Below are 25,874 nucleotides of genomic sequence, written 5' to 3'. Positions count from 1 at the left end.
AGCCACACCCACCCGAGGGAGACCATGACAGCACAGACCCGCACCCGCCCCGAGCAGTCCGGGACGGAGATGGTGGTCCTGGACGGGGTGAGCAAGACCTTCCGGGTCGGCTCCCGCTCCGTGACCGCCGTCGACGACGTCAGCCTCACCATCCGCCGCGGCGAGATCTACGCGATCATCGGCTACTCCGGGGCCGGCAAATCCACCCTGGTGCGCCTGATCAACGGCCTGGAGACCGTGACCTCCGGGACCCTGACCGTGGACGGGCAGGAGATCTCCGGGGCCGGGGAATCCCGGCTGCGGCGGATCCGCACGGAGATCGGCATGATCTTCCAGCAGTTCAACCTGATGAACTCCAAGACGGTCGCGGCCAACGTGGAGTTCCCGCTGAAGATCGCCGGCTGGTCCAAGGAGAGGCGCCGGGCGCGGGTCGCGGAGCTGCTGGAGTTCGTGGGGCTGGCGGACAAGGCGAAGAGCCATCCGGATCAGCTCTCCGGCGGGCAGAAGCAGCGGGTGGGCATCGCCCGGGCCCTGGCCACGGAGCCGCACCTGCTGCTGGCCGACGAGTCCACCTCCGCGCTGGACCCGGAGACCACCGAGGAGGTCCTGGACCTGCTCAAGCGGGTCAACGAGGATCTGGGCATCACGATCGTGGTCATCACCCATGAGATGGACGTGGTCGCGAAGATCGCGGACCGGGTGGCCGTGATGGAGAAGGGCCGCGTGGTGGAGGAGGGCAACGTCTACGACGTGTTCTCCGACCCGCAGACGGCCCCGGCCCAGCGCTTCGTGTCCACCACCGTGAAGCAGGCCCCGAGCGGGGATGAGGCCAAGGAGCTGAAGGCCCGGCACCGCGGGCACCTGGTCAACGTGGAGATCCACGATCAGGCCGAGGTCGGACAGGTGCTGTCCCGACTCGGGGAGCGCGGGGTCACCTTCACCGTGGTGCAGGGCGGGCTGGAGACCCTGCAGGGCCGCACCTACGGCCGCCTGACCCTGGAGCTGCTCGGCGAGATCACCGCGATCGACGCCGCCGTGGAGCAGCTGAAGCTCGTGACCACCGTGAAGGAGGTGCGCGCCTGATGCACGCACAGTTCGACGCCGCCCTCGCCCACGCCCCGGTGCTGGCGGCCAAGACCACCGACTGGGACACGGTGCTGCCGAAGATCGGTCCGGCCGTGACCGAGACCCTGCAGATGGTGCTGGTGACGATGGTCCTGGCCGGGATCTTCGGTCTGATCATCGGGACCCTGCTGTACACCACCCGCTCGGGCAGCATCCTCGCCAACCGGCCGGTCAACGCGCTGCTGAACTTCGTGGTCAACCTGATCCGCCCGATCCCCTTCGTGATCCTGCTGGCCGCGCTGAGCCCGGTCATGCTGCAGACCATCGGCACGAGCATCGGGATCAGGGCCGGGATCTTCGCGATGGTGGTGGCCGCGACCTTCGCGATCTCCCGGATCGTGGAGCAGAACCTCGTCTCCATCGACCCCGGGGTGATCGAGGCCGCCCGCGCGATGGGCGCCTCGAAGCTGCGGATCATGTTCTCGGTGATGCTGCCGGAGGCCCTGGGTCCGCTGATCCTCGGATACACGTTCATCGTCATCGGCGTCGTGGACATGTCCGCGATGGCCGGCGCGGTGGGCGGCGGCGGCATCGGCGACTTCGCGATCCGCTACGGCTACCAGCGCTTCGACTGGAACGTGACCCTGGTGGCGATCATCATCATCGTGATCCTGGTGCAGCTGGTGCAGCTGGTCGGCAACCTGCTGGCCCGGAAGATCATGCGCCGCTAGTCGGAGGCGCGGTCGAGCTTGGCCTCCATCTGCTTCTTGACCTCCCGGCGCAGGGTCTTGCCGAGCATGGAGCGGGGGAACTCCTCGAGCTCCACGATCCTTCGGGGCACCTTGTACCGGGTGACCTTGGTGTAGCAGTGCTCGCGCAGCGCCTGCTCGTCCAGGGCGGTGCCGGGGCTCATGATGACGGCGGCCACGACCTCCTCCCCGCCCTTCGCGGAGGGGATCCCGACGACGGCGGCGTCGACCACCGGGTCGAAGGTCTTCAGGGCCGTCTCCACCTCGGACGGGGAGACGTTGAAGCCCCCGGTGATGATGATCTCCTTGACCCGGTCCACGACGAACAGGAACCCGTCCTCGTCCATGGTCACCACATCCCCGGTGCGCAGCCAGCCGTCCGCGGTGAGGGTCTCCCGGGTGGCGACCTCGTTCTTCCAGTACCCCTGGAACTCCTGGGGGCCCTTGACCCACAGCTCGCCGGGGCGCCCCTCGGCGGCGTCCTCACCCGTGTCCGGATCCACCCGGCGGATGAGGGTGGAGGGGAAGGGGATGCCGATGGACCCGGCCCGACGGGTGTCGTTGAGCGGGTTGCAGGAGACCAGCGGGGCGCATTCGGTCAGCCCGTAGCCCTCCACCAGGTAGCCCCCGGTGCGGGTCTCCCACGCCTGGACCAGGTCCACGGGCAGGTTCATCGCCCCGGAGACCGAGTACTTGATCCCGGACAGGCTCACGCCCCGCTCGTCCGCGGCCTCCAGCAGCCGCTGGTAGACGGGCGGGACCGCCGGGAGGATGGTCGGCGGGGACTTGCGCATGGCCGTGAGGATCAGGTCGATGTCCACGGTCGGGAACAGCACGAGCTTGGCCCGGATGGCCATCGCGATGCCCAGGCCCAGGGTCATCCCGTAGGCGTGGAACAGGGGCAGCACCGCGTAGATGGTCTCGCGCTCGTCCGGCTGGATCCACTCCCGGCCCATCGCGGCGTTGGACTCCAGGTTCCGGTGGGTGAGGACCACGCCCTTGGGGGTCCCGGAGGTCCCGGAGGTGTACATCAGCAGGGCGAGGTCGTGGGCCGTGGGGCGGCGGTGGTCTTCGGCGATGGGCGCGCTCTTCAGCAGCTGGCGCCAGGGGATGCACCCGCGGGCCGGGCCCTCCAGCTTCTCCCGGGCGGCCTTGGCCTTCCCGACGGGCAGCTTCAGCGCCAGGCGCATCCCGGCGGGCATCGCCTCCACCATGTTCACCGCGATGATCCTGCGCGGGCGCAGGTCGTAGGGCAGGTCCGTGATGTTCGCGGCCGCCTTGTCCCACACGATCGCGATCTTCGCCCCGTGGTTCTCGAACTGGTGGCGCAGCTCCCCGGCCGTGTACAGCGGGTTGTGCTCCACGACGACGCCGCCGACCCGCAGGATCGCGTAGAAGGCGACCACGTGCTGCGGGCAGTTGGGCAGCACGAGCGCCACCCGGTCCCCGGGCTGCACCCCCATGACCCGCAGCCCTTCGGCCACGCGGGAGACCTGCTCGGCCAGCTGCGCGTACGTCGTCCTCGCGCCGAAGAACTCCAGGGCCGGTCGGGTTCCGGCCCGTCGCGCGGATTCCTCGAACACGTGGACCAGGGAGGTCTCCGGCAGGTCCAGGTCGTGGGCCACGCCGGGGTTGTAGTTCTTCAGCCAGGGCCGCGGCGATGCGGCGGGGGACGTATCAGCCATGGGGGAGATTCTACCGATCGGCTTCGCCCCGGTGACCTGGAATACTGGTGGCCCATGAGCACTCCCCGCCGCCCCCAGCGCACCCGTCCGTTCACCGAGGCCGAGGTCCGCCAGGTCATGAAGCAGATCAACCGGCGGCTGCTGGTCGCCACAGGCGTCGCCATCGGCGTCGGTCTGCTGGTGATCCTGCTCGTGGTGATCTTCGGGCGCTGAGCCGACGGCCCCGCACGCCATTCCCCTTCCCCACCTTCCGAGGAGCATGTCCATGTCCGAGCACAGCGATCCGGTCCGTTCCGCGGCCGCCTCCCCCGCCCCCGGCGACGCCGAGCTGAGCATGCGGGAGCGGATGCACGCGGGCCTGCCCTACCGCGGCGGTGGAGCCACCCCGGCCGAGGGCGCCGACGGCGTCGTGCACCGCAGCTCCGGGGAGGCCGCCGCGATGGCCGCCCGCTACGGGGAGCTGATGCTCACCGACCGCTCGGCGGCCCAGGACCTGCTGGCCGAGCTGCTGGGCTCGGTGGGCGAGCACGTGGCGATCCGCCCGCCCCTGCACGTGGACTACGGGTACAACATCCACGTGGGCAGCCGGGTCTTCGCGAACTTCGGGCTCACAGCCCTGGACGTCACCGAGATCCGCATCGGCGACGACGTGCAGATCGGCCCGCACGTGCAGCTGCTGTGCCCCACCCACCCGCTGAACCCGGTGGATCGGAAGCGGCAGTGGGAGGGCGGGCTGCCCATCACGATCGAGGACAACGTGTGGCTCGGCGGCGGGGCGATCGTGCTGGCCGGGGTCTCCGTGGGGCGGGATGCGGTGGTGGCCGCCGGTGCCGTGGTGACCCGTGACGTGCCGCCGGGCACGGTGGTCGCCGGGACCCCGGCCCGGGTGATCCGCCGGATCGATCCGACCGAGCGGACGGGGCAGTACGCTCTGGAGAACTTCCCGGCCGAGTACCGGGATCAGGTGCGCGCGGAGGAGGCCCGGTGAGCCGGGACGGGCGGACGCCGTGGCGCTCCTCCGAATCATCGGGAGCGGATGGGGCCGGGGATGGCTGGGTGGATGACGGCGCCACCCGCCCCCTGGAGCCCGGCTCCCCGCGGGACGGCGGGTGGTGGGATCCGGATGCCCAGGCCACGCAGGTGATCCGGGATCCCGAGGCCACCGAGGTGCTGGGCGCCGCCCCGCGGCACCTGTCCGCCGTCGAGGGGGACCCGGAGGCCACGCAGGTGCTGGAGGATCCCGACGCCACGCGGGTGCTGGGTGCGGGCTCCCACCCGGCGGATCCCAGCGCGACCCGGGTGCTGGATGCCCCCGGGGCCCCCGGATCGCGGCGCGACGCCTCGACGGCCTGGCTCGAGTCCCCGCACGCTCCCGGCGGCGCGGGGACCTACGGGGAGGAGGAGCCGGCCCGGGTGCTCTCCGGGGAGCAGCTGCGCACGGTCGTGGTGGCCCGGCAGAAGGAGGAGTACGCGCGGGTGCAGCTGCTGCCCGGGCTGCTCGGCTGGCTGGCGGCCCTGCCGCTGACCGGCTTCCTGATGTGGCTGGCGCAGCAGGCGCTGCCGCGCTTCGGCGTCGGACCCGCCCCGGAGTCCTCCGGCGCGGCCCTGTCCGGTCTGGGCGCGGGGGAAGCGGATGCCGGGATGTGGGTGCTGGCCTACGCGGTGGCCGTGTTCCTGGGGTATCTGGGCGGCGGCTACGCCGCGGGCCGGGCGGCCCGCTTCGGCGGAGCCAAGCAGGGCGTCGGGGTGTTCCTGTGGTTCCTGATGATCACGGCGGTGTCCAGCATCGTCGTGCAGGCCCTGGGTCTGGGGGCCGCCGGCGGGACGATGCCGGTCGCGGCCCAGGACTACGGCGGGGCGAACCTCGGGTGGACGGGCCTGACGGTGGCCGGCACCGCGCTGATCGCGCTGGCCGCGGCCACCTTGGGCGGGTGGTGGGGCACCGCCTACCACCGCCGCGCGGACCGATGGGGCTTCCAGGCGTTCTGAGCGTCCCGGGCAGGGACGTGGGGCGACCGTCCGCCTGGCGCGGCCGGTCGCGGATCTCGGACGTCGTCCTCACCGGCCAGGAGTCCCTCCGCCTCCTCGGGAGCCGCCGTCCCACCCGAGCCCCGCCTCGGAGCGGGGGCTCGGATGGTCCGACGGCTCCGGATCCTCACATATCCAGCAGCAGGGCCGGCTCCTCGAGCACCGAGGCGACGTCGGCCATGAACCGGGCGGAGAGGTCCCCGTCCACGATCCGGTGGTCGAAAGAGCCGCCCAGGGTGGTCACCCAGCGGGGGATGACCTCCCCGTCCACCACCCACGGCTTCTGCTTGATGGTCCCGAAGGCGACGATCGCCGCCTCACCGGGGTTGATGATGGGGGTTCCGGTGTCGATGCCCAGGGCGCCGATGTTGGTGATGGTCAGCGTCCCGCCGGTCATATCCCCCGGCTGGGTCTTGCCCTCACGCGCCGTCTTGGTCAGCACCTGGATCGCCACCGCGAGCTCGCGCAGGGACAGCTCCTGGGCGTCCTTGATGTTCGGGACCATGAGCCCGCGCGGGGTGGCCGCGGCGATGCCGAGGTTGATGTACCGCTTGATGAGGATCTCCGAGTCCGTCCAGGAGGAGTTCACCTGCGGGTTGCGCGCGGTGGCCCAGATGATCGCCTTCGCCAGGATCAGCAGCGGCGTGACCTTCACCCCCTCGAAGCTCGGGGAGGCCTTCAGCCGCTTGACGAACTCCATGGTCCGGGAGGCGTCCACGTCCACGAAGATCGACACGTGCGGGGCCTCGAAGGCGGACTTGACCATGGCCTTGGCCGTCACCTTCCGCACGCCCTTGACGGGCACCCGCTCCAGCCGGTCCCCGCCGCGGCCCTGCGGGATCCAGAAGTGCTCGGGCTTGGCCGCCTCCAGATCCTGGCTGTTCGCGGCGTAGTTGATCAGGTCCTTCTGCGTGACCTGGCCCTGCGCTCCCGTGCCCGGCACATCGGCGAGGTCGATGCCGAGGTCCTTGGCGGCCTTGCGCACCGGCGGCTTGGCGAGGGTGGGACGACGCGGCGGCTCCCCCGGGACCCGCTGGTGGGCGTCCGGGGTGGGCATCGGCTCGTCGTGGGAGCGACCCGGCAGCCGGTTCAGGGCATCGCGGGCCCGCTCGGCGAGGTTCGCCCCGAAGGTCCCCGCGCTGAAGGAGTTGAGCCCGGCCAGAGGCCCGCGCCGGTGCTCCTCGGCCGGAGGGGTCGGCGGGGTCTGGGGCGCTGGGGACGGCTCGACGACGCCGCTGGGGCGCTTCCGGGCCCGACGACGCACGGGATCCGCCTTCGGTCCGGAGCCCACCAGGGCCGCCCCGCCCTCGGAGCCGGCAGGGGAGCCGGCCGGGGAATCGGCGGGGGATCCGCCCGGGGCGCGGGAGGACGAGCCGCCCTCCCGGCCGGCGGTCCCGGTGGTCTCGGGGTGCCGCCCGGTCCCGGCCGCATCGGGGGCCTCCCCCGGCGCGCCGACCGGGGCGGACCGGTCACCGGGTCCCGCACCGTCGGCCTCCTCGGCCGCACCGGCGGGGGCCTCGGGGTCCCCGGAGTCCTCGGCAGCGTCCGCCCCGGCGATCTCGATCAGCGGGGCGCCGACCTCCACGGTCTGCCCCTCCTCGGCGAGGATCCGGCGCACCGTGCCCGCGAAGGGCGAGGGCAGCTCGACCACGGACTTCGCGGTCTCGATCTCCACGATCACCTGGTTGGATTCCACCGTGTGACCGGGGGCGACCTTCCAGGAGAGGATCTCCGCCTCGGTCAGTCCCTCCCCGACGTCCGGGAGGGTGAAGATGTCAGTCATGGCTCACTCCTGTGCCGGCAGCAAGCCGGCGTCGCGACCACCGCGCGCGGCGCGGGGGCCAGGGAACTTCAGTACGCGAAGGAACGGTCGAAGGCCTCCAGCAGGCGGTCGATGTCCGGGAGGTAGTCCCCCTCCACCGCGGCCACCGGGTAGGGCATGTGGTACCCGCCCACGCGCAGCACGGGCGCCTCCAGGGCGTAGAAGCAGCGCTGCGCGATCTGCGCGGCCAGCTCCCCGCCGATCCCGCCGAAGCTCGGCGCCTCGTGGGCGATGACCAGCCGACCCGTCTTGTGCACGGAGGCCGCCACGGCGTCGACGTCCAGGGGGGAGATGCTGCGCAGGTCCAGGACCTCGATGCTGCGCCCGTCCTCCTGTGCGGCCTGGGCGGCCGCCAGCGCCACCGGCACCAGCGGGCCGTAGGCGGCCAGGGTCAGGTCGCGGCCCTCGCGCACGATCTGCGCCCGCTGGGTGTCCGCGGTGATCCGCCGGTCCACCTCGCCCTTGAGCCAGTAGCGGCGCTTGGGCTCCAGGAAGATCACCGGGTCATCCGAGGAGATCGCCTCGCGCAGCATCGAGTAGGCGTCCTGCGGGGTGGAGGGGGTCATTACCCGCAGCCCCGCGGTGTGTGCGAACAGCGCCTCCGGGGACTCCGAGTGGTGCTCGATCGAGCCGATGTTCCCTCCGTCGGGGATCCGCACGACGACGGGCAGGCTCAGGTGCCCGCCCGAGCGAGCCCGGATCTTCGCCAGCTGCGAGGTGATCTGGTTGAAGGCCGGGAACACGAAGCCGTCGAACTGGATCTCGCACACCGGCCGGTACCCGCGCAGGGCCAGGCCGATCGCGGTGCCCACGATCCCGGCCTCCCCGAGCGGGGTGTCCATGACCCGGTGGGCCCCGTAGGTCTGCTTCAGCCCCTGGGTGACCCGGAAGACCCCGCCCAGGGTCCCGATGTCCTCGCCCATCAGCAGGACCTTCTCGTCCTCGGCCATGGCATCGTCCATGGCCAGGTTCAGGGCCTTCGCCATCGGCAGGGTCTGCACCTCGGGGCGCGGCTCGTCGTGGGCGGTCGCGGAGCGGCGGATCTCCGTCTCCGGGATGCCGGCGCCCGGGGCCTCGGGCTCCGGAACGCGGTCGGTCGGCGTCGTCTCGGGTCCGGTGCCGGACCCGGCTGATTCGCGGGGTGCCATCATCTCAGCGCTCCTCCTCGTGCTCGCCGTCGGCCGCCGCATCGGCGAAGCCCGCCTCATACTCCCGGAACCACGCCTTCTCCGCGGCCGTGAGGCTGTTCGGCTCGGCGTAGACCCGGTCGAAGAACTCCTCCAGCCCGGGGGCCGGCACCGCCAGGGCGGCCTCCCGGATGGATCGGGCGCCCTCCCTCGCCTGCGCCTCGGCCTGCTCGAAGAACTCCTCGGGCGTCCCTTCGGCGCGCAGGTGCCGCTCCAGGCGCACCAGCGGATCCTTGGCCCCCCACTCCTGCTCCTCCTCGCGGGTGCGGTACTTGGTGGGGTCATCGGCGGTGGTGTGCGCGCCGAGCCGGTAGGTCTCCGCCTCGATGAGCACCGGCCCCTGCCCGCGCCGGATCTTCTCCAGGGCGTAGGCGGTCACCGCATAGACGCCGAGGAGGTCGTTGCCGTCCACCCGGATCCCCTCGAAGCCGTAGCCGGCGGCCCGCTCGGCCAGGGGGACGCGGGACTGGGTGGCGAACGGCACGGAGATCGCCCAGCGGTTGTTCTGCACGAAGAAGAGCACCGGGGCGTCGTAGGAGGCGGCGAAGACCATGGACTCGTGCGCCTCCCCCTCGGTGGAGGAGCCGTCCCCGAAGTACACGACGGTCGCCTCGTCCCGGGCGCCGTCCAGCTTCTGCCCCATGGCGTACCCCACGGCATGCGGGATCTGGGAGGCCAGGACGAAGGAGTACAGGTGGAAGCGGTGCTCCTGCGGGATCCAGCCGTGGCCGGAGACCCCGCGGAAGATCGTGAGCAGCTGGGCGAGGTCCACGCCGCGGTGCATCGCCAGGGCGTGCTCGCGATAGGACGGGAAGACGTAATCCGTGGGGCGCATCGCCATCCCGGAGCCGATCTGCGCGGCCTCCTGCCCCTTGGAGGGGACCCACAGCGCCAGCTTGCCCTGCCGCTGCAGGGCGGTGGCCTCGTCGTCGAAGCGGCGCACGGCGAGCATCTGCCGGTAGGCCTCCTCCAGGTGCTGCCGGGACAGCTCCCGCAGGTACGGGTCGAAGCGCGGGTCTGCGGTGCGGCGCCCGTCCTGGTCCAGGATGCGGACCAGCGGCAGGGCTCCTGCGACGGCGCCCGGGTGGGCGGCGGACGCCTCCGGCGAGGTGACCATGGATCCTCCGTGGCTGGGGTGGATGGGCGGCGTCGCGAAGAGGGGCCGTGGAGCGGGCCGGGATGAGCCCCGGGCGCACCGCGGCGGCCTCCGGCCGCCCTGGCCCCAGCCTACCCGCCCCGGGCCTCGAGACGGCTTCCTCAGACGCGCTCCCGGAAGTGCCGGCAGATCTCCAGGAAGCGGTCATTGGCCTCGCGCGGGCCGACGCTCACGCGCACCCCCTCCGGGTGGAAGGCCCGCACGGACAGGGCGTGCTCCTCGGCCAGCTGCGCGAAGGCCGCGGAGCGCTCCCCCAGCGGCAGCCACACGAAGTTCGCCCGCGTCGTCGGGACCTCCCAGCCGTCCGAGCGCAGCGCCGCGACGATGCGCTCCCGCTCGGCCACGATCCACCGGACCTGCTCATCGACCTCCTCCTGGTGGGCGATCGCGGCGACCGCGGCGGACTCAGCCAAGGTGCTCACCGCGAAGGGCGTGGCGGACACGCGCAGGCTGCGGGTGATCTCCGGGTGGGCGATCGAGTACCCGACGCGCAGCCCGGCCAGCCCGGCCGCCTTGGAGAAGGTCCGCAGCACCACCAGGTTGGGGTGCTCCCGGTACAGGGACACCCCCTCGGCCAGGCCGCCCTCGGCCCGCTCCCGCTCGGTCAGCTCGGAGAGGCGGCAGAACTCGTAGTACGCCTCATCCAGCACGACGACGACGTGCTCCGGGACCTTCTTCAGGAACGCCTCCACGGCGTCGCGGGTCAGGGCCGGGCCGGTCGGGTTGTTGGGGGAGCACAGCAGCACCACGGTGGTGCGCTCGGTGATCGCCGCGGCCATGGCCTCGAGGTCGTTGCCCCCGTCCTCGGTCAGCGGCACCTGCACCGAGCGGGCCCCGGCCAGGCCCACCACGATCGGGTAGGCCTCGAAGGAGCGCCACGGGTAGACGACCTCGTCCTGGACCCCGTCCGGGTTCTGCCCGGCGAAGGCCGCGAGGATCTGGGTCAGCGCCCCGAGGCTGCCCGCCCCGGTGACGATGTCCTCCGCGGGAACCTCCAGGTGCCCCGCCAGGGCCTCGCGCAGCCGGGTGGACAGCGGATCCGGGTACAGGTGGGTGTCCCGGAAGGCGTCGATGACCTCCGCGACGGCCGGCACCGGTCCCAGCGGGTTCTCGTTGGAGGACAGCTTGAACTGTCGGAGCCCCTCCACGACCTTCGGCGGCTTCCCGGCGGCGTAGGCCGGCAGCTGGTCGAACACGGGGCGCGGGGTGATGCCGCGGTGCCCGGCGGCGTCGCGGGCGGGGGGCTCGGAGGAGTTCTCGGGACTCATGGACACCACTGTAGCCGCTGCCCCTCCCCGGTGTGCCGGGCCTCACTGCAGCACCGGGGAGGGCATCGGATGCCCGGGCAGGCGCGGCGGGCGGATGGTCCCCGGGAACTCCCCGCCCTGCGGGATCTGCGGGGCGGGGCACGGCTCGGGCAGCCGGATCTCCGGCATCCGGGTGAGCCCGCCCACCGCCGCCTTCCCCGCCTCGCCGGCCAGCTCCTTCCCCGCGGCGAGCGCCTCCTTCGCGGTGCCCACCGACGCCGGATTCACCGGAGCGATGGGGCGGCGGGGATCGTCGGGGTCGGCGTTGTAGTACTCCGCGCCGGCCTCGTAGGTCACGGTGCTCACCGCCGCGCCCTCCGGCATCATCCGATCCAGCATCGCCAGATACTCCCGCCCCTCCCCGGTGCGGCCCAGCTGCTGGGCCACCGCGGGAGCCATGTGCTCATAACCAGCGCCGTTGTGCGTGCCGAACAGGCCGATGCCGTACTCCTCCTCACCCATGTTCACGTGCACCTCCTGCGTCTGGGCGTTAGCCGGGCGGCTGCCCTCGGCCAGGACGGCGGGCACGACGTCGTTGACGTCCTCGACGCTGAGCACCGGGATGTCCTCGGGGATCCCGCCGTAGGCGGAGGTCGGCGCCCCCATCGACAGGACCCCGGCCACCTTCCACCGGCTGCGGAAGTCCCCGTTGGCGGCCAGCGCCTGCGCGGTCATGCCGCCCTGGCTGAATCCGGTGAGCAGCACCTCGTCGGAGGCGGAGGCCCCGGCCTCCCGCAGGGCCTGATCCACCATCTGCATCAGCACTGGGGACTGGGCGAGGCTCGCGGTCCCGTCCGCGGAGGCCAGGTCCAGGGCGGAGAAGGTGCCGTTGGGTTCGTTCTCCGCCCACAGGTTGTCGAAATCGGAGCCGGGGATCGAGACCGTGTAGGCCCGGGTGCCGTCGGGCCGGGTCACCACCTGCACGTCCACGTGCCCCAGGGCGGTCTCCTCCTGGGCCCCGTGCTCGGCGTCGAGCCGGACGTCCGTACTTCCCGCCGCGTTGATCCGCGCCATGATCCCGCCGACGCCGCCGCGCTGCACGGTGCCGCTGCTCCTTCCGGCCTCCCGGAACCCCGTGACCCGCCCCAGGCCGATCCCGGCGGCCCGCTCCGCCTGCTTCATCCCCCGGGCCCCGTGCAGGGTGGCCTCCAGCTTCCCCTGGGAGCCCCCGCGCAGCAGGGAGGAGGCCGCGGCCCGTCGGCCCCGCAGGTGCGCATCCGCACCGAATCCGCCCACCAGCGCGACCCCCACCAGCGCCATCGTCCCCAGCCCTCCGGCCGCACCCGCGGCCCCCTGCGGGGTCAGCACCAACGGCAGGCTGCGCACCGTGGTGAACGCGGAAGTGAAGATCTGACGCACGGCCCCGCTGTAGAAGGAGTCGAAGACGCCCACCAGGGCCCCCGCGATCTGCTCCGCGTGCTCGTAGGACAGGGCCGCAGCCTGCAGCTTGGCGGCGTAGTCCGCGGCGTCCGTCGTCAGCTCCAGCATCGTGGACTGCGCCTGCAGCAGCAGGTCCGCGGCGCGCGCGGCATGCACGGACAGGTGGGACCAGGCCAGGGCCGTCTCCGTCTGCACCGGCAGCGCCTCCAGCTGGGTGGCCCCGTACTCCACACCGGCCGCACCCAGCAGCAGGGAGGCCCGAGACACCTCCTCGGTGTCGATCCGCTGCTGCCGGACGGAGGTCTGCAGCAGCGCCCCTCCCTCCGGGACGGCGCCCAGATCGTGCTGCAGAGCTCCGGTCTCCTGCGCCGGGGCGCCCAGGAACGTCTCATACTCCCCCAGCCGGGAGAACACCCCGCCCATCACCGCACCCCCGCCTGGGCCAGGGCGCTGCGCACCCCGGCGGCCAGCGGATCCCCGCCCAGCGCCTCGGCGGCGGCCCGGGCCCCGCAGACCTCCACGGACTCCAGGGCCCGCCGCCCAGCCTCCACGGTGTCCCCGGCCAGATCCTGGACCCCGTCCAGCAGCCGCTGGGTCTCCCGGTGCAGGGCCTGCCCCAGGCGGTCCCGGGCCGCGGCCATCGCCGTGGCCAGGCCCTCCAGGTGCGCCCGGATCTGCTCCCCGGCCAGCTCCAGCTCCACGGCCGCCTGCTCCAGCTGGTCCCGGGCCAGCACCACCTGGCTCCCGTGCCGGGACATCCCGGTGCGGAACAGCTGCGCCGCCTCCGATTCCCACTCGATCCGGGTGGCCCCGGCCGCCTGCTCACCGGCGCCGTGGATCTGCCGGGAGCAGGTGCGGGCCTGCTCGGCCAGGGCGCGCAGCCGCTCCTGCGCGGCCGCCCCGGCCCCGGTCAGCGCTCCGGGGGCCACCAGCCCCAGCGTGTCCATCATGTCCATCTCCGCCGCCCTCCTCAGGTGCCCAGTGATCGGCCGTCCCGCAGCCGGCGGCGGCTCGAACCCCATCGGGGGCCAGCCGCCGTCCGTGCGGTGCGACCGGCGTCCCGCCCATCCTGCGCCGGACCGCCCGGGCCCGAATCGCCCCTCCCGCGGGATCCCGGGGGTCCTGTGGACGGCGGGCCCGCTTCACCCGCGGAAGGAGCCGGCTGTGGATTCCCGCCGAGGATTCCCGCAGCACCGGCGTCGCGGATCCCCGGGGCGCGGGGAGGCCGTGCGAGAATGACCGCATGGCCTCACCGACCCCTTCCGGCTCCCCGTCCGAGCACGCCGACCCCCGCCTGCCCGACGGCCGCCTCAGCCTCGCCGCCCAGTCCCCCGCCCCGGCCCTGGGGCCCCTGGACGGCCGATACCGGCGCCAGAGCGCGCCCCTGACCGAGCACCTCTCCGAGGCGGCCCTGAACCGCAACCGCGTGCACGTGGAGGTGGAGTGGTTCATCCACCTGTGCGAACACCGTGTGCTGCCCGGGCTCGAGCCGCTGAACGCCGAGCGGCAGGCCGGCCTGCGGTCCCTGGTGACGGACTTCGACGCCGACGCCGTCGCCGAGCTCGCCGAGATCGAGGCCGTCACGGTGCACGACGTCAAGGCCGTGGAGTACTACATCGGACGCCGCCTCGAGGCCCTGGGTCTGGAGCGACTGACCCCGCTGGTGCACTTCGGGTGCACCTCCGAGGACATCAACAACCTCGCGTGGGCGGTGGGCATCCGCGACGCCGTCGAGCAGGTGTGGCTGCCCGCCGCACGCGACCTCGTGGATCAGCTCCTCGCGATGGCGGAGCAGACCCGCGAGATCCCGATGCTCTCGCGCACCCACGGGCAGCCGGCCACCCCCACCACGCTGGGCAAGGAGCTGGCCGTGCTGGCCTTCCGGCTGCGGCGGCAGCTGAAGCGGGTCACCGAGCAGGAGATCCTCGGGAAGATCAACGGAGCCACCGGCACCTACGCCGCGCACATCGTCGCCGTGCCGGGGGCGGACTGGCAGGAGGTCTCCCGCACCTTCGTCGAGGGACTGGGGCTGACCTGGAACCCGCTGACCACGCAGATCGAATCCCACGACTGGCAGGCCGAGCTCTACGCCGGCATCGCCCAGTTCAACCGGGTGCTGCACAACCTGTGCACCGACGTGTGGTCCTACATCTCCATCGGCTACTTCCGCCAGATCCCGGTGGAGGGCGCCACGGGGTCCTCGACGATGCCGCACAAGATCAACCCGATCCGCTTCGAGAACGCCGAAGCCAACCTGGAGCTGTCCACCTCCCTGCTGGACACCCTGGCGACGACGCTGAGCACCTCGCGGTGGCAGCGGGACCTCACGGACTCCACCACGCAGCGCAACATCGGCACGGCCTTCGGCCACTCGCTGCTGGCGATCTCCAACGTCGCCCAGGGGCTGGCCAAGCTCGCGGTGGCCGAGGAGGTGCTGGCCGAGGACCTGGAGCACAACTGGGAGGTGCTGGCCGAGGCCATCCAGATGGTCATGCGCGCGGAGGCGATCGCCGGCGCGCCGGGCCTGGACAGCCCCTACGAGCGGCTCAAGGAGCTGACCCGCGGGCACCGGGTGGACCAGCAGCGGCTGCGGGAGTTCGTCGGGAGCCTGGGGCTGCCCGACGCCGCCGCCGGCCGCCTGGCCGAGCTCACCCCCGCCGCCTACCACGGCATCGCCGCCGCCCTGGTGGACTGGGCCCGGGACTGAACCCCGGTCCGGTCTCAGCCGGGGCGACGGCGGGCGGGCCCCGCCGGCCCGATTCACGCGACGGCCCCGGGCACCCCCTCGTCGAAGGGGGCCCGGGGGCCGTCGCGCTATCCGAGCGGCGCTATCCGAGCAACTCGGCCCGGTCGGCTCAGTCCTCGGCGGCGGGCCCGGCCTGGTCGGACTTCTTGGGCCAGATCTCCCCGGAGAGGATCTTGGCCCGGTCGGCTCAGTCCTCGGCGGCGGGCCCGGCCTGGTCGAACTTCCTGGGCCGGATCTCGCCGGAGAGGATCTTGGCGCGGCGCTCATCGCGCCGGTCCTCGAACTTGGGGGCGACTCCGTCCAGCTGCAGCGAGTCCGGGAACAGGGCCGGGGCCTCGCCGAAGGCCTCGTGGGTCGAGGAGATGACCTTCCGGCCCAGCGCCAGGTTGGCCCCGCCGCCCACCACGGCCCCCAGACCGAAGGGCAGGGCGCGCCCGAGCATCGCGCCGGACTGGCGGGCCAGGAAGCGCTTGACGAACATGGTGCGGATCGTCTTGGACACGGAGAAGCCCTTGGACTCGTCCTTGCCCATCATCTGACCCCACTTGCTGGACAGGCCCCGGCCCTTGCCGGCCTGCCCGAGGATCTGGGACATCAGCACGTTGCCGTCCTCGCCCAGCATCAGCGCCATGACCATGGTGCGGGCCTTCTCCGGGTCCTGCACGTGGACCCCGTTCAGCTCCGCGACGGACTGGCAGTAGATCGCGGTGCGCTCCAGGTACCCGCCGATGGCGACGAAGGACAGCCCCAGCGACGTCGCGGTGCCGATCCCGGGCACGAACGCGGAGGCGCCGATGGCACCGCCGCCGACGGTGACGTCGCGCAGGTAGATCTTCTCGATGCGCTTCAGGATCTGCTCGGGGGTGTCCTTCGGGTGCTTCTTACGCATCCGCTTGATGGACCCGACCACCAGCGGCCGCTGGATCCGCAGCACGGAGTCCAGGGCCTTGTTCAGGGCGGGCTTGGGCTTGCCGTCGTCGTCGAAGGCGTTCTTCAGGGCGGACTCGGAGAGATTCGGTGCCATGGGTTCATTGAACCACGTCAGAAGGCCCTCGGCCCGAGCGATCATGGGACGCGCCCGCGCGGCTCAGGGCCGGAAGGCCCGGGTGCGCACCGGATCCAGCACGGCCGCCGGATGCGGCCCGGCCGCCTCCAGCCGAGCCCGGTGCTCCTCGCCCAGCCCCGGCCCGGCGGCCAGGATCAGGTTCCCGGGACAGCGCCCGGTGAGCATCCCGGCGTCGGTGAGGGTCCAGGGACCGGGCAGCCCGGCGTCGGCGGCGGCCGCATCCAGCGCGGCGGCCTGCGCGACGAAGAAGTCCAGAGGCGGGTCATCCCCCACGTTCACGGCGAGGATCCCCCGCGAGCCCAGCTGCGCCAGGGCCTCGGCGTAGAAGTCCCGGCAGGCCAGGTGCGCCGGGGAGTCCGCCCCGGCGAAGATGTCCACGACCACCAGGTCGAATCCCTGCGCCGACCCCATGCCGGCGGCCGAGCGCAGCCCGGGCAGAGCCGCGCGGGCGTCGTCGATGACCACCCGCAGATCCGTGCCGGGCGGCAGCGGCAGGTGCCGGGTGATGAAGCCGGGCAGCTCGCGTTCGATCTCCACCGCGACCTGCGCCGACCCGGGCCGGGTGGCCTGCACGTATCGCGGCAGGGTCAGGGCCCCCGCCCCCAGGTGCGCCGCCGCGATCGGCTCCCCCGGCTCCCCGATCAGATCCGCGAGGTGGGCGATGCGCCGCAGGTACTCGTAGCGGATCCGCTCCGGGTGGGCCGGGATCACGTGGGACTGCTCGGCGCCGTCGATCTCCAGGACGACGCCGCCCTCACCCCACCCGTCGGGGCGCACCCTGGCGGTGGCCCCGGAGAAGGACAGCTGCACGGTGGCCTCCGGGCCCTCCCCGGCGTCGCCGACGCTCATACGGTGAAGTCCTGGGCCTCATGAGCGGCGTGGCGGGCCGGCTCCAGCTGGATCGTGGAGTGGGCGATGGAGACGTCGAAGTGCTCCGCGATGCACTCCTGCAGGGTGCACAGCAGCTGCGCGGAGTGCCCGTCCTCGAAGCACTCGTCCTCCAGCACCACGTGCGCGGTGAGGAAGGGCAGGTCCGTGGAGATGCGCCCGGCGTGCAGGTCATGCACCCGCACCACGTGCGGCTGGGCCTCGATGTGCTGACGCACCCGATCCAGGTCCAGGCCCGGCGGGGTGCGCTCCAGGAGCACCCCCACGGCCTCGGCGAGGATCTTCAGGGCCCGCGGGATGATCAGCAGCCCGATCAGCAGGGCGACGACGCCGTCGGCCTGCACCCACCCGGTCCAGGTGATGATCAGGGCGGAGAGGATCACCGCGACGGAGCCCAGGGCGTCGTTGACCACCTCCAGGAAGGCCGCCCGCAGGTTGAGGTTCCGTTGGCCGCCGGTCAGCACGAGCAGGGCGGCGATGTTGCCCACGAGCCCGATGACCCCGAACAGGATCATCTCCGGGGCGGCCACCGGCTCGGGATGCACGAAGCGTTGCACCGCCTCGATGACCACGAACACTCCGACGCCCAGCAGCACCGCGGCCTGCACGGTGGCCGCGAGGATCTCCGCGCGCTTGAGCCCCCAGGTGTGGTGGGCGGTGGCCGGACGCTGGGCGAGCACCGCAGCCCCCAGGGCCATGGCCAGCCCGGCGGCGTCGGTGAGCACGTGGGCGGTGTCGAACAGCAGCGCCAGGGACCCGGTGATGATGGATCCGATGAGCTGGGCGACGAACAGCACCAGCCCGATGCCCAGGGCGATGCTCAGCCGACGCCGCCCGGCCCCGACGCCGTGGGTGTGTCCGTGTCCCCCGGCGTCGTGGCCGTGGGGGTGCTCCTCCGGGGTGTGCCCGCCGTCCCCGTGATCGTGGTTCCGGCTCACCGGGTGCCGAAGTCCTCGAACTCGCCGGTCGCGCTCGTGTAGCGGTGCCGGACGTCGCTGACGTGCCCGGCGGTGTCCCCGGAGGTCAGCTGGGCGTACAGCGCCTCCACCCCGTCGCGGGTGCCTTCGGCCACCACCTGAACGTCCCCGTCGGGCAGGTTCTCGGCGTAGCCGGTGAGGCCGTGGTCCACGGCGATCCCGCGGGTCCACCAGCGGAACCCCACGCCCTGCACGCGCCCGGAGACGGTGGCCTCCAGCCGCGCCTCGGGGGCGGGGCGCTCGGCGTCGTCGTTCTTGCGCTGCCGGAAGACCATGGTGTGCTCCTCGCGTCTCGGACGGTCAGGTCTGCGTGAGCCCGCGGCGCGGGCCCCGGGAGTCAGTATCTCCCAGCGCGGCCCGGGACGCGATGACGCCGCCCACACCCGCCGGAAGGGGCGGGTGCGGGCGGCGTCGAGGTGGGAGGGCGGCCTCGGTCGGGCGGCTCAGGCGAGCCGGGTGCTCTCCGGGGCGCCGGCCACGGCCTCGGCGATCGCGGTGTCCCCGTCGGTGAAGGGGATGGCCTTGCCGATGGTGGAGTCATCGGCCAGCACCGCGGCGATCACACGGGCCACGTTGGCGCGGGAGGTGTCGGCATCCTGCGGGTCCGTGGTGACGTCGATCTTCCCGGTGGGCTCCTCCAGGGTCAGCATCCCGGGACCGAGGATCGTGTAGTCCAGGGAGGTGCCGCGCAGGTGCTCATCGGCCTCGGCCTTGGACTGGGCGTAGGCGTAGAAGTCGTCCTCCTTCGGGACCTCGTGCTCCAGGGAGGAGCCCAGGTAGGAGACCATGACGTAGCGGGAGACCCCGGCCTGCACGGCGGCGTCCATGGTGCGGATCGCGGCGTCGCGGTCCACCTTCCAGGTGCGCTCCGGGTCCCCGCCGCCCACGCCTGCGGACCACACGACGGCGTCCAGCGCCTGATCGCGGAACAGCGCGGCGATCTGATCGGTGGACAGGTCCATGACGTCGCGGACCACGGCCTCGGCCCCGGTCTGCTCGACGTCGGCGATCTGCTCCTGCTTGCGGATGACGGACCGGACCCGGTGGCCCTGCTCGACCAGCAGGGGGGCCGCCAGCAGGGCGACCTTGCCGTGTCCGCCGATGATGCCGATGGTGCTCATGGTGTGCTCCTGTTCTGCGGGGTCCCGCGCGGCATCCGCCACCCGGGGGCGTCGCGGGGATTCCCGCTGTTCGCGGCGTGTCATCCGGTGCAACGGGGTCGGCCGGGGCCGTTATTCCGGGCATCCCGGGGAGCTGAGCCGGCACGTCGGCTCCCGCTCCTCCCGCCTTCCCCCTCCCGCGACCCGGCGCATCGGTTCCCAGAATCGCCGGATTCGGGAACGGATGCGCCGGCTCGGGGAGCGGTGGGAGCGGATGAGCGTCGTGCGGGGCCGGGCGGGGTCTGGTAACCTGATGGTCGCGTTGCGCCGCTCCCTCCCGCCGGGGCGCGGCCAGCGCTTGCCTCCTTAGCTCAGTCGGTAGAGCGAATCCCTCGTAAAGATTAGGTCGCCGGTTCGATTCCGGCAGGAGGCTCCACCACCGCGGGCCGCGGCCTCGTCACCACGACGACGCCGCGGCCCGCGTCGCGTCCTGCGCACCTCTCCCTCCCGGTGCCGCCAGACGCCGTCGGACGCACCCGGGCGCAGCCGCAATCCGGATTCGGGAGCCGTGCGGTGTTTCGGGAGCACTGCCGGGGCTCCCGAAACACCGCACGGCTCCCACAACGTGGCCGCCGCGCCCGCCGCCGACGCCGCGCGGCCCGCCCCACAGACAGCCGCGCGGGCCCCCGCGTAGGGTGGGGAGCCGAACCGACGACGTCCGAAAGGGTCCCCATGCCGCACACCTTCCACCGCAACGAGCGCGCCGCCCAGCTGCCCGCCCGCCTCTCCCGCTCCTGGCTGCTGACCTCCGCGGCCAACGAGGACTCCTTCGAGCCCAACTACGAGTCCGAGGCGGATTCGATCATCCTGGACCTGGAGGACGGCACCCCCGCGGATCAGAAGGACTCCGCCCGCGAGCGCGTGGTGCGGGCCCTGAACTCGGGCATGCGCGCGTGGGTGCGCGTCAACGCCATCACCACCGACCAGTGGAGCGAGGACCTCGCGGCCCTGTCCGAGGCGGAGGGGCTGCGCGGGATCGTGCTGGCGGAGACGGAGCAGCCGGATCACATCACCCGCACCGCCATGATGTCCCGCGCGGGCACCCCGGTGATCGGGCTGATCGAGTCCGCGGTGGGCCTGGTCAACGCGGTGGACATCGCCAAGGCCCCGGGGACCTTCCGCCTGGCCTTCGGCACCGGGGACTTCCGCAAGGACACCGGCATCTCCGATGACCCGATGGCGATGGCCCATGCTCGCTCCACCCTGGTGATCGCCTCCCGGGTGGGCAACCTGCCCGGGCCCATCGACGGCCCCGCCAACGGCGTGGACGAGGCGGGCCTGCGGGAGGCCTGCCGGATCACCGCGACCATGGGCATGACGGGCAAGCTCACCCTGGATCCGGGGCAGACGGATGCGATCAACCGCGGCCTGGCTCCCTCCGAGGAGGAGATCTCCTGGGCGCGGGAGATGCTGAAGAAGGAGAAGGACGGCGCCGTCCCGAAGGAGGGCTCCTACCTGCCGCGCCTGGCTCGAGCCCGGAAGGTCTCCACCCTGGCCCAGACCTACGGCCTCTGGCGGGACTGACCGCACCGCGTCCCCGCGCCGACGGACCGGCGGGCTCAGACACCCTCGGTCAGGCGGCCGTCGCTCATCGTCACCACCCGGTCCGCCGCGTCCAGCAGCTCGGTCTCGTGGGTGACCATGAGGGTCGCGACGTCGAATTCCCGGGTGATCTCCGCCAGCAGCCGCACGACCTCCCGCGAGCGGGAGGCGTCCAGTGCGGAGGTCGGCTCGTCGGCCAGCAGCACGGACGGGGAGCCCATGAGCGCGCGGGCGATGTTGACCCGCTGACGCTGCCCGCCGGAGAGCTGGTGCAGGCGCCGATCCCCCAGACCGGCCAGGCCCACCCGGTTCAGCAGCTCCTGGGCCCGCTCCCGGCGGGCCCGCAGCCGCTTCCCGCGCAGCCCGCGGATGTGCTCGGCGATCAGCAGCTGCTCGAGCGCGGTCAGGGAGGCGATGAGGTTGGGCTGCTGGAAGACGACGCCGATCTCCTCCCGCCGCAGCCGGGCCCGCTCCTTCTCCGCGGCCCCGACGGTCTCGGTCCCGGCGATGCGCACGGACCCGTCGGTGGGGGCGATCAGCGTGGCGGCCACGGACAGCAGCGAGGACTTCCCCGAACCGGATTCCCCGACCACGGCGCACAGTCGGCCGCGCTCGGCGCTCAGATCCACGGAATCCAGGGCCTGCAGGGTCCGCGGCCGGCCGTCCTCGTCCGTGCCGTCCGGGTACTCCAGACTCACCCCGCGCAGGACCAGGGGCGAAGAGGCGGCCTCGCCGACCGGCTCACGCCGTGACCGCTCGACCGGGCGTTCGTCGGCCCGATGGCCAGCACCCCGGTGCTCGCCGGCCCGGTGCTCGGGGGTGTGTCCGGCGGTCGGGTGCAGGGTCTTCTCGATCTTCTCGATGGTGCTCATCAGTTGCCTCCCAGGGCGATCATGGGGTCCACGGTGGCGACTCGGCGCACCGCGACCAGCGAGCCGAGGATCCCGAGGATCCAGATTCCGGCGGCCGGGACGAGGGTCGTGGCCGCGTCCAGCGTGAAGGGCACCCCGCGGGCGGCGAGGGCGCCGAGTCCGGTGGCCGCCAGCGTCCCGGCCGCGACCCCGACGGCGAGGATCACGGCGGCCTGCCCGACGGCGTCGCGCACCAGGTAGGACCCGGCCGCGCCGAGGGCTCGCAGCACCGCGATGTCGCGGGTGCGCTGGATGGTCCACACGGTGAGGAAGGAGATCGTCACCAGCGCGGAGATCCCGTAGAGGAAGCCCTGCATGGTCAGCAGGGAGCCCCGCTCCGAGGAGTAGGAGGCCAGCCCCTGGAAGGATCCGCGGGTGGTGGCCGTGACCGTGTCGGTGCGATGCTCCGCGGCGGTCCAGGCGGCGTCGTCCAGGTTCCCCCGCACCGCCAGCACCGTGCCGACGGGGGTCTGCTCTCCGGCGCCGGAGGCGTGGGTCAGGCCCTGCCAGGCGCCGGTGTCCGTCCAGATCACGGGGCTGTGGCTGTACCACTCGTCGGGCAGCACCCCGGTGACCTCCAGCGTCCGGCCGCCGACGGCGACCCGGTCCCCCACCCCGACGCCGAGGTCAGAGGCCGCGGTGCGGGAGACGACGGCGGTCCCGGAGCGGATCTGCGCGGTCCCCTGCAGCGGCTCGCCGGCGGCCCGGTGAGGCAGGTCGGAGCCGTCGGGCACCCCGAAGATCGCGGCGGTGGCGGCGGAGTCCCCCTCCACCCGGGTCTGGGTGATGCCGATCGGCGTCGCCTGCTCCACCCCGTCGGTGCCCCGCCAGGCCTCGGCCTGCTCCCGGGTGATCCCGGAGGCGGTGAAGGAGACCTCGGCCTGCGGGGGCTTCCCGTCGTCGCTCTGCGAGGTGCCGGGGCCGAAGACGAAGCGGTCCGCCTTCAACGCGCTCAGCGCGGAGGTGTTCTGCGCCCCCAGCCCGCCGGTCAGGCCGGTGAGCATGACCAGCAGCAGGGTGATCAACCCGACCACCGAGCCGATCAGCGCGAACCGGCCCTTCGCGGCGCGGATGTCGCGGATGCCCAGGTACATCGTGGGCTCCTTTCTCGGGTCTCGTCCGTATCGATCTCCACTCTCCGGCGGCGGGGGTGTCCGGCACATCGGGGCCCCGGCGGATCCGGGCTCATCCGTTCGGTTGATGTCCGGGTCCGACGCCGCCCGCACCCGGCCCGGCGGGGCCCACGGCAGCTACAGTGATCCCGTGCCCCGCCCCCTCGACCCACCCGCCGATCCGACCGCCGATCCCGTCGCCGCCTCGCGCGCCCGCGCCGTCGGGCGGTCCCGCACCGCGTCCGCCGGGCACTCCGCGACCGGGCACCCGGTCTCCCGGGCCACCCGGCCCCAGCTGCCCGTGCTGCGGACCCTGCGGGTCGCGCTGCACGTGATGTTCGCGTTCCTGCTGGGCTTCGGCCTGGTCCGCTACCTCTGGACGGGCACCCGGGTTCCCGACGCCGCCCCGGCGGCCTGCGCCATCGCGGCCACCGCGCTGCTGGCCGCGGTGTACCTGGCCGGGACCGTGTGGGAGAACCGCCACGCGCGCCGGGCGGGGCGGGGTGAGACCGTCCCGGGCTCCGAACCGGGAGCCGGGCCTGGCGCCGGGCCGGAGGGTGCGCCCTCCGGGGTTCCGCGGCGGTGGGCCGGGTCGTGGCTGGCGGCGGTGACGCTGCTGTGGCTGTGCCTGGTGGCCATCTCCCCGGACTTCGTGTGGGTGGTCTTCCCGCTGATGTTCCTGTTCCTGCACCTGTGCCCGCATCGGACAGGCCTGGCCGCGGTGGTCCTGCTGTGGGCGGTCTCGGCCCTGGTGCCCCTGGCCCACGGCGGCGGGGACTACTCCGCCGGCGCCGCGGTGGGTCCGCTGCTGGGGGCCGTGCTGGCGGTGGTCATCTCCTCCACGTACCGCTCCCTGGCCGCCGACGCCGAGCACCACGCACGCACCGCGGAGGCGCTGCGCCTGGCCCAGGCGGAGCTGGCGGAGCGGGAGCGGCGGGCCGGGCGCGCCGAGGAGCGGGAGCGGCTGGCGCGGGAGATCCACGACACCGTGGCCCAGGGACTGTCCTCGATCCTGCTGGTCGCCCGGGCGGCGCGCGCCGGGCTGGCGGCCGGGAACACCCGGCAGGTGCAGCGGCAGCTGGCCGTGATCGAGGAGGGCGCCGGGGAGAACCTGGCGCAGGCGCGCCGGTTCGTGCGGGATCTGGCCGCCGTGCCCGAGGGGCCGGGGCTGCCGGAGGCGCTGACCGTCCTGTGCCGGCGCACCGAGGCGCAGGAGGCGGCCCGCGGGCAGCGCTTGGAGTGCTCGCTGCGGCTGGAGGGCCGGGAGGCGACGCAGCTGCCGGAGCCGGTACAGACCGCGCTGCTGCGCGGGGCGCAGGCGAGCCTGGCCAACGTCACCGCCCACGCCGGGGCGGCCCGGGCCGTGCTGACCCTGACCGTCTCCGCGGAGGAGGCCCTGCTGGATGTCTACGACGACGGCGTCGGCTTCGACCCCGCGACCCTGGAGGATCCCCGGGCCGCGGGCGGGTCGGATTCCGGGTACGGGCTGCCGGGGCTGCGGCGTCGGCTGCAGACCCTGGGCGGGAGCCTGACGGTGGATTCGGCACCCGAGGAGGGCACGGTGATCGGGATGCGCCTGCCGCTGACCTCCGCGACCGGCGACGCCGTCGGGTCCGCGAGCACCGCGGATGACGCCTCGGAGGAGACCGCGGAGTCCGCGGCAGCCCTCGATGCGGCGGCCGGGACGGCCGGGCGGGTCGCCGGGGCGGCGCCATCGGCGGGCCCGAGGGAGACGCAGGACGGGAGGCGAGGATGATGGACGGGAACGAGACGGCGCACCCCGTGCGGGTGCTGCTGGTGGATGACCACCCCGTGGTGCGCGCGGGGCTGCGGGCCCTGCTGGAGGGGTTCGCGGAGCTGAGCGTGGCCGCCGAGGCCGCGGACGGTGCGGCGGCGCTGGAGCGCGCGGCCCAGCTGGCGGCGGCCGGGGAGTCGGCCGACGTCGTCGTGATGGACATCCAGATGAAGGGCATGGACGGGATCACCGCGACCCGCCGCTTCCGGGAGGCCGGCGGCCCGCCCGTGCTGATCCTGACGACCTTCGACACGCAGGCGGACATCCTCGCGGCGGTGCGGGCCGGGGCCCTGGGGTACCTGCTGAAGGACGCCCCGCCGGAGGACCTGCGCCGGGCGGTGCTGGACACCGCGGCCGGGCGCAGCACCCTGGCCCCGGAGGTCTCGGCGGCGCTGCTGCAGCGGATGAGCCGCCCGGAGACGGCCCTGTCCGAACGGGAGACGGAGATCCTGCGGCTGCTGGCCACCGGGGCGAGCAACCGGCAGCTGGCCCGGACCCTGTTCATCTCCGAGGCCACGGTCAAGACGCACCTGGTGCACATCTACGAGAAGCTGGGGGTCGGCTCCCGCACCGCCGCGGTGGCCGCGGCCCGCGAGCGCCGGCTGCTCTGAACCGAGCCGACGGGGCCGGGCCACCGCCCCGGTGCGGACGGGCCTCAGGCGGCGGAGTCGGCCGGGGCGGGCACGGCGGGTGCTGCGGGCTGGGGCTGCTCACGGCCGGGCAGCAGCGCCTCGGCGGCGGCCACCTGCTCGACGACGGCGGCCACGCGCCGGCTCACGGCGTCGGCCGCGGCGCATCCGCTCGCGCAGGCGCCGCTGCAGCGCATCATCGCCAGGGCCTCCGCGCACTGCGCGACGGCATTGCCGGCTTTGGACAGCGCCCGGTGCAGCTCGGACCAGCGCCCATCCCGGGAGGCCGGGACGTCCGTGGAGGAGCTGGGGGCTGCGGCCTGGGCGGCCGCGGCCACGGCGCGCACCCGCAGCAGCAGGTCCGCCAGCTCGTTGGCCAGGGGGATCGTCTGCTCCAGCACCTCGCCCTCGGGCAGGCGCTCCAGGATCTGGTGGAAACGGTCCAGGCCCCGGCGGAAGCGATCGTGCGCGCGGCGCCACACGCCCTCACCCAGCTCCGCGGCATCGCGGCGCGCCTGCAGGAACGTCGTCAGCCCCATGTCCATCACCGCCTTCCCGTCGCGCCCGTGTCGGCGACGCCACCGCGGCGCGGCTCGCGCGCAGGTGAGGTCACCCTAAGTCCCCACCAGTCTACCGCCGGCGGGGACTTGGCGACAGAGCGTCATCGGG

24 protein-coding genes and 1 tRNA gene are annotated in these 25,874 nt (G+C 73.3%); 10 read left to right on the top strand and 15 right to left on the bottom strand.

Annotated features, from left to right (window positions below):
• Positions 1 to 24 precede the first annotated feature (24 nt).
• On the top strand, positions 25 to 1,083 hold the full coding sequence (locus KKR01S_RS03620) for a methionine ABC transporter ATP-binding protein (protein WP_375542909.1): 1,059 nt from the start codon (positions 25 to 27) through the stop codon (positions 1,081 to 1,083).
• Positions 1,083 to 1,796: a methionine ABC transporter permease gene (locus tag KKR01S_RS03615; RefSeq protein WP_061225311.1), complete on the top strand. Its 714-nt coding sequence runs from the start codon at positions 1,083 to 1,085 to the stop codon at positions 1,794 to 1,796. Before KKR01S_RS03620 ends, KKR01S_RS03615 begins: the two co-directional genes overlap by 1 nt.
• On the opposite strand, the gene KKR01S_RS03610 is transcribed toward KKR01S_RS03615, so the two are convergent.
• Positions 1,793 to 3,499, bottom strand: a complete 1,707-nt coding sequence (locus tag KKR01S_RS03610; protein ID WP_061225310.1) for a long-chain-fatty-acid--CoA ligase — start codon at positions 3,497 to 3,499, stop codon at positions 1,793 to 1,795. The two genes, KKR01S_RS03615 and KKR01S_RS03610, sit on opposite strands and share 4 nt — an antisense overlap.
• A 54-nt stretch (positions 3,500 to 3,553) precedes the next feature.
• Between KKR01S_RS03610 and KKR01S_RS10955 the strand changes: the two genes are divergently transcribed.
• From KKR01S_RS10955 to KKR01S_RS03600, 3 genes are read left to right on the top strand one after another with little or no spacing between them, the layout of a single operon-like run.
• Positions 3,554 to 3,712, top strand: a complete 159-nt coding sequence (locus KKR01S_RS10955) for a hypothetical protein (RefSeq protein WP_165590101.1) — start codon at positions 3,554 to 3,556, stop codon at positions 3,710 to 3,712.
• Positions 3,713 to 3,764: 52 nt separating this feature from the next.
• On the top strand, positions 3,765 to 4,487 hold the full coding sequence (locus tag KKR01S_RS03605; protein WP_061225309.1) for a sugar O-acetyltransferase: 723 nt from the start codon (positions 3,765 to 3,767) through the stop codon (positions 4,485 to 4,487).
• Entirely contained in the window at positions 4,484 to 5,488 is a 1,005-nt protein-coding gene (locus KKR01S_RS03600; RefSeq protein ID WP_061225308.1) for a hypothetical protein, read from the top strand. The genes KKR01S_RS03605 and KKR01S_RS03600 overlap by 4 nt, the downstream gene beginning before the upstream one ends.
• A gap of 166 nt (positions 5,489 to 5,654) precedes the next feature.
• Here the strand turns inward: KKR01S_RS03600 and KKR01S_RS03595 are convergent, their stop codons facing one another.
• From KKR01S_RS03595 to KKR01S_RS10950, 6 genes are all read right to left on the bottom strand, one after another.
• Positions 5,655 to 7,310 carry a dihydrolipoamide acetyltransferase family protein gene (locus tag KKR01S_RS03595; protein WP_061225307.1) on the bottom strand — a complete coding sequence of 552 codons (1,656 nt, stop codon included), beginning with the start codon at positions 7,308 to 7,310 and terminating at the stop codon, positions 5,655 to 5,657.
• Positions 7,311 to 7,378: 68 nt separating this feature from the next.
• Positions 7,379 to 8,350, bottom strand: coding sequence for an alpha-ketoacid dehydrogenase subunit beta (locus KKR01S_RS03590; RefSeq protein WP_058731827.1), 972 nt, complete (start codon positions 8,348 to 8,350; stop codon positions 7,379 to 7,381).
• A gap of 151 nt (positions 8,351 to 8,501) precedes the next feature.
• Entirely contained in the window at positions 8,502 to 9,653 is a 1,152-nt protein-coding gene (pdhA, locus tag KKR01S_RS03585; protein ID WP_058731825.1) for a pyruvate dehydrogenase (acetyl-transferring) E1 component subunit alpha, read from the bottom strand.
• 140 nt (positions 9,654 to 9,793) lie between these two features.
• Positions 9,794 to 10,960: a histidinol-phosphate transaminase gene (locus KKR01S_RS03580; RefSeq protein WP_061225367.1), complete on the bottom strand. Its 1,167-nt coding sequence runs from the start codon at positions 10,958 to 10,960 to the stop codon at positions 9,794 to 9,796.
• Between the two features lie 42 nt (positions 10,961 to 11,002).
• Positions 11,003 to 12,805, bottom strand: a complete 1,803-nt coding sequence (locus tag KKR01S_RS03575; RefSeq protein WP_165596155.1) for an alpha/beta hydrolase — start codon at positions 12,803 to 12,805, stop codon at positions 11,003 to 11,005.
• Positions 12,802 to 13,335: a hypothetical protein gene (locus KKR01S_RS10950; protein WP_058731823.1), complete on the bottom strand. Its 534-nt coding sequence runs from the start codon at positions 13,333 to 13,335 to the stop codon at positions 12,802 to 12,804. The genes KKR01S_RS03575 and KKR01S_RS10950 overlap by 4 nt, the downstream gene beginning before the upstream one ends.
• A 287-nt stretch (positions 13,336 to 13,622) precedes the next feature.
• Here KKR01S_RS10950 and purB point away from each other — a divergent pair, with 287 nt between their 5' ends.
• Positions 13,623 to 15,086, top strand: coding sequence for an adenylosuccinate lyase (gene purB, locus KKR01S_RS03565; protein WP_061225305.1), 1,464 nt, complete (start codon positions 13,623 to 13,625; stop codon positions 15,084 to 15,086).
• Positions 15,087 to 15,312: 226 nt separating this feature from the next.
• On the opposite strand, the gene KKR01S_RS03560 is transcribed toward purB, so the two are convergent.
• The 5 genes from KKR01S_RS03560 to KKR01S_RS03540 all read right to left on the bottom strand — a co-directional run bounded on the left by KKR01S_RS03560 (position 15,313) and on the right by KKR01S_RS03540 (position 19,177).
• A complete protein-coding gene (locus tag KKR01S_RS03560; protein WP_058731368.1) occupies positions 15,313 to 16,149 on the bottom strand; it encodes a hypothetical protein in 837 nt (278 codons plus the stop codon).
• Positions 16,150 to 16,212: 63 nt separating this feature from the next.
• Positions 16,213 to 17,040, bottom strand: coding sequence for a spermidine synthase (locus KKR01S_RS03555; protein WP_058731367.1), 828 nt, complete (start codon positions 17,038 to 17,040; stop codon positions 16,213 to 16,215).
• Positions 17,037 to 18,017 carry a cation diffusion facilitator family transporter gene (locus tag KKR01S_RS03550; protein WP_081046275.1) on the bottom strand — a complete coding sequence of 327 codons (981 nt, stop codon included), beginning with the start codon at positions 18,015 to 18,017 and terminating at the stop codon, positions 17,037 to 17,039. Before KKR01S_RS03550 ends, KKR01S_RS03555 begins: the two co-directional genes overlap by 4 nt.
• A complete protein-coding gene (locus KKR01S_RS03545; protein WP_058731366.1) occupies positions 18,014 to 18,331 on the bottom strand; it encodes an acylphosphatase in 318 nt (105 codons plus the stop codon). The genes KKR01S_RS03550 and KKR01S_RS03545 overlap by 4 nt, the downstream gene beginning before the upstream one ends.
• 168 nt (positions 18,332 to 18,499) lie before the next feature.
• On the bottom strand, positions 18,500 to 19,177 hold the full coding sequence (locus KKR01S_RS03540) for an SDR family oxidoreductase (protein ID WP_058731365.1): 678 nt from the start codon (positions 19,175 to 19,177) through the stop codon (positions 18,500 to 18,502).
• 339 nt (positions 19,178 to 19,516) lie between these two features.
• Here KKR01S_RS03540 and KKR01S_RS03535 point away from each other — a divergent pair.
• Both KKR01S_RS03535 and KKR01S_RS03530 read left to right on the top strand, forming a co-directional pair.
• A tRNA-Thr gene (locus KKR01S_RS03535) sits at positions 19,517 to 19,592 on the top strand.
• A 296-nt stretch (positions 19,593 to 19,888) separates the two neighbouring features.
• The gene (locus KKR01S_RS03530) at positions 19,889 to 20,740 is read left to right on the top strand and encodes an HpcH/HpaI aldolase/citrate lyase family protein (RefSeq protein ID WP_058731364.1); all 852 of its coding nucleotides are present in this window, start codon (positions 19,889 to 19,891) and stop codon (positions 20,738 to 20,740) included.
• A gap of 35 nt (positions 20,741 to 20,775) precedes the next feature.
• Here the strand turns inward: KKR01S_RS03530 and KKR01S_RS03525 are convergent, their stop codons facing one another.
• Positions 20,776 to 21,630 carry an ABC transporter ATP-binding protein gene (locus KKR01S_RS03525; RefSeq protein ID WP_081101524.1) on the bottom strand — a complete coding sequence of 285 codons (855 nt, stop codon included), beginning with the start codon at positions 21,628 to 21,630 and terminating at the stop codon, positions 20,776 to 20,778.
• Positions 21,630 to 22,763 (bottom strand): ABC transporter permease, encoded by a 1,134-nt coding sequence (locus tag KKR01S_RS03520; protein ID WP_061225304.1) that lies wholly within the window; start codon positions 22,761 to 22,763, stop codon positions 21,630 to 21,632. The genes KKR01S_RS03525 and KKR01S_RS03520 overlap by 1 nt, the downstream gene beginning before the upstream one ends.
• A 169-nt stretch (positions 22,764 to 22,932) precedes the next feature.
• On the opposite strand from KKR01S_RS03520, the gene KKR01S_RS03515 reads away from it, so the two are divergent.
• Both KKR01S_RS03515 and KKR01S_RS03510 read left to right on the top strand, forming a co-directional pair.
• Entirely contained in the window at positions 22,933 to 24,537 is a 1,605-nt protein-coding gene (locus KKR01S_RS03515; RefSeq protein ID WP_217995726.1) for a sensor histidine kinase, read from the top strand.
• Entirely contained in the window at positions 24,537 to 25,187 is a 651-nt protein-coding gene (locus tag KKR01S_RS03510; protein ID WP_099049715.1) for a response regulator, read from the top strand. The genes KKR01S_RS03515 and KKR01S_RS03510 overlap by 1 nt, the downstream gene beginning before the upstream one ends.
• A 44-nt stretch (positions 25,188 to 25,231) precedes the next feature.
• Here the strand turns inward: KKR01S_RS03510 and KKR01S_RS03505 are convergent, their stop codons facing one another.
• Positions 25,232 to 25,750 carry a dehydrogenase gene (locus KKR01S_RS03505; RefSeq protein ID WP_244884093.1) on the bottom strand — a complete coding sequence of 173 codons (519 nt, stop codon included), beginning with the start codon at positions 25,748 to 25,750 and terminating at the stop codon, positions 25,232 to 25,234.
• Positions 25,751 to 25,874 lie beyond the last annotated feature (124 nt).

The sequence above is a fragment of the Rothia kristinae NBRC 15354 genome (assembly GCF_001570865.1).
Classification (GTDB): domain Bacteria; phylum Actinomycetota; class Actinomycetes; order Actinomycetales; family Micrococcaceae; genus Rothia; species Rothia kristinae.
This window is presented reverse-complemented; position numbering and strand designations above follow the sequence as displayed.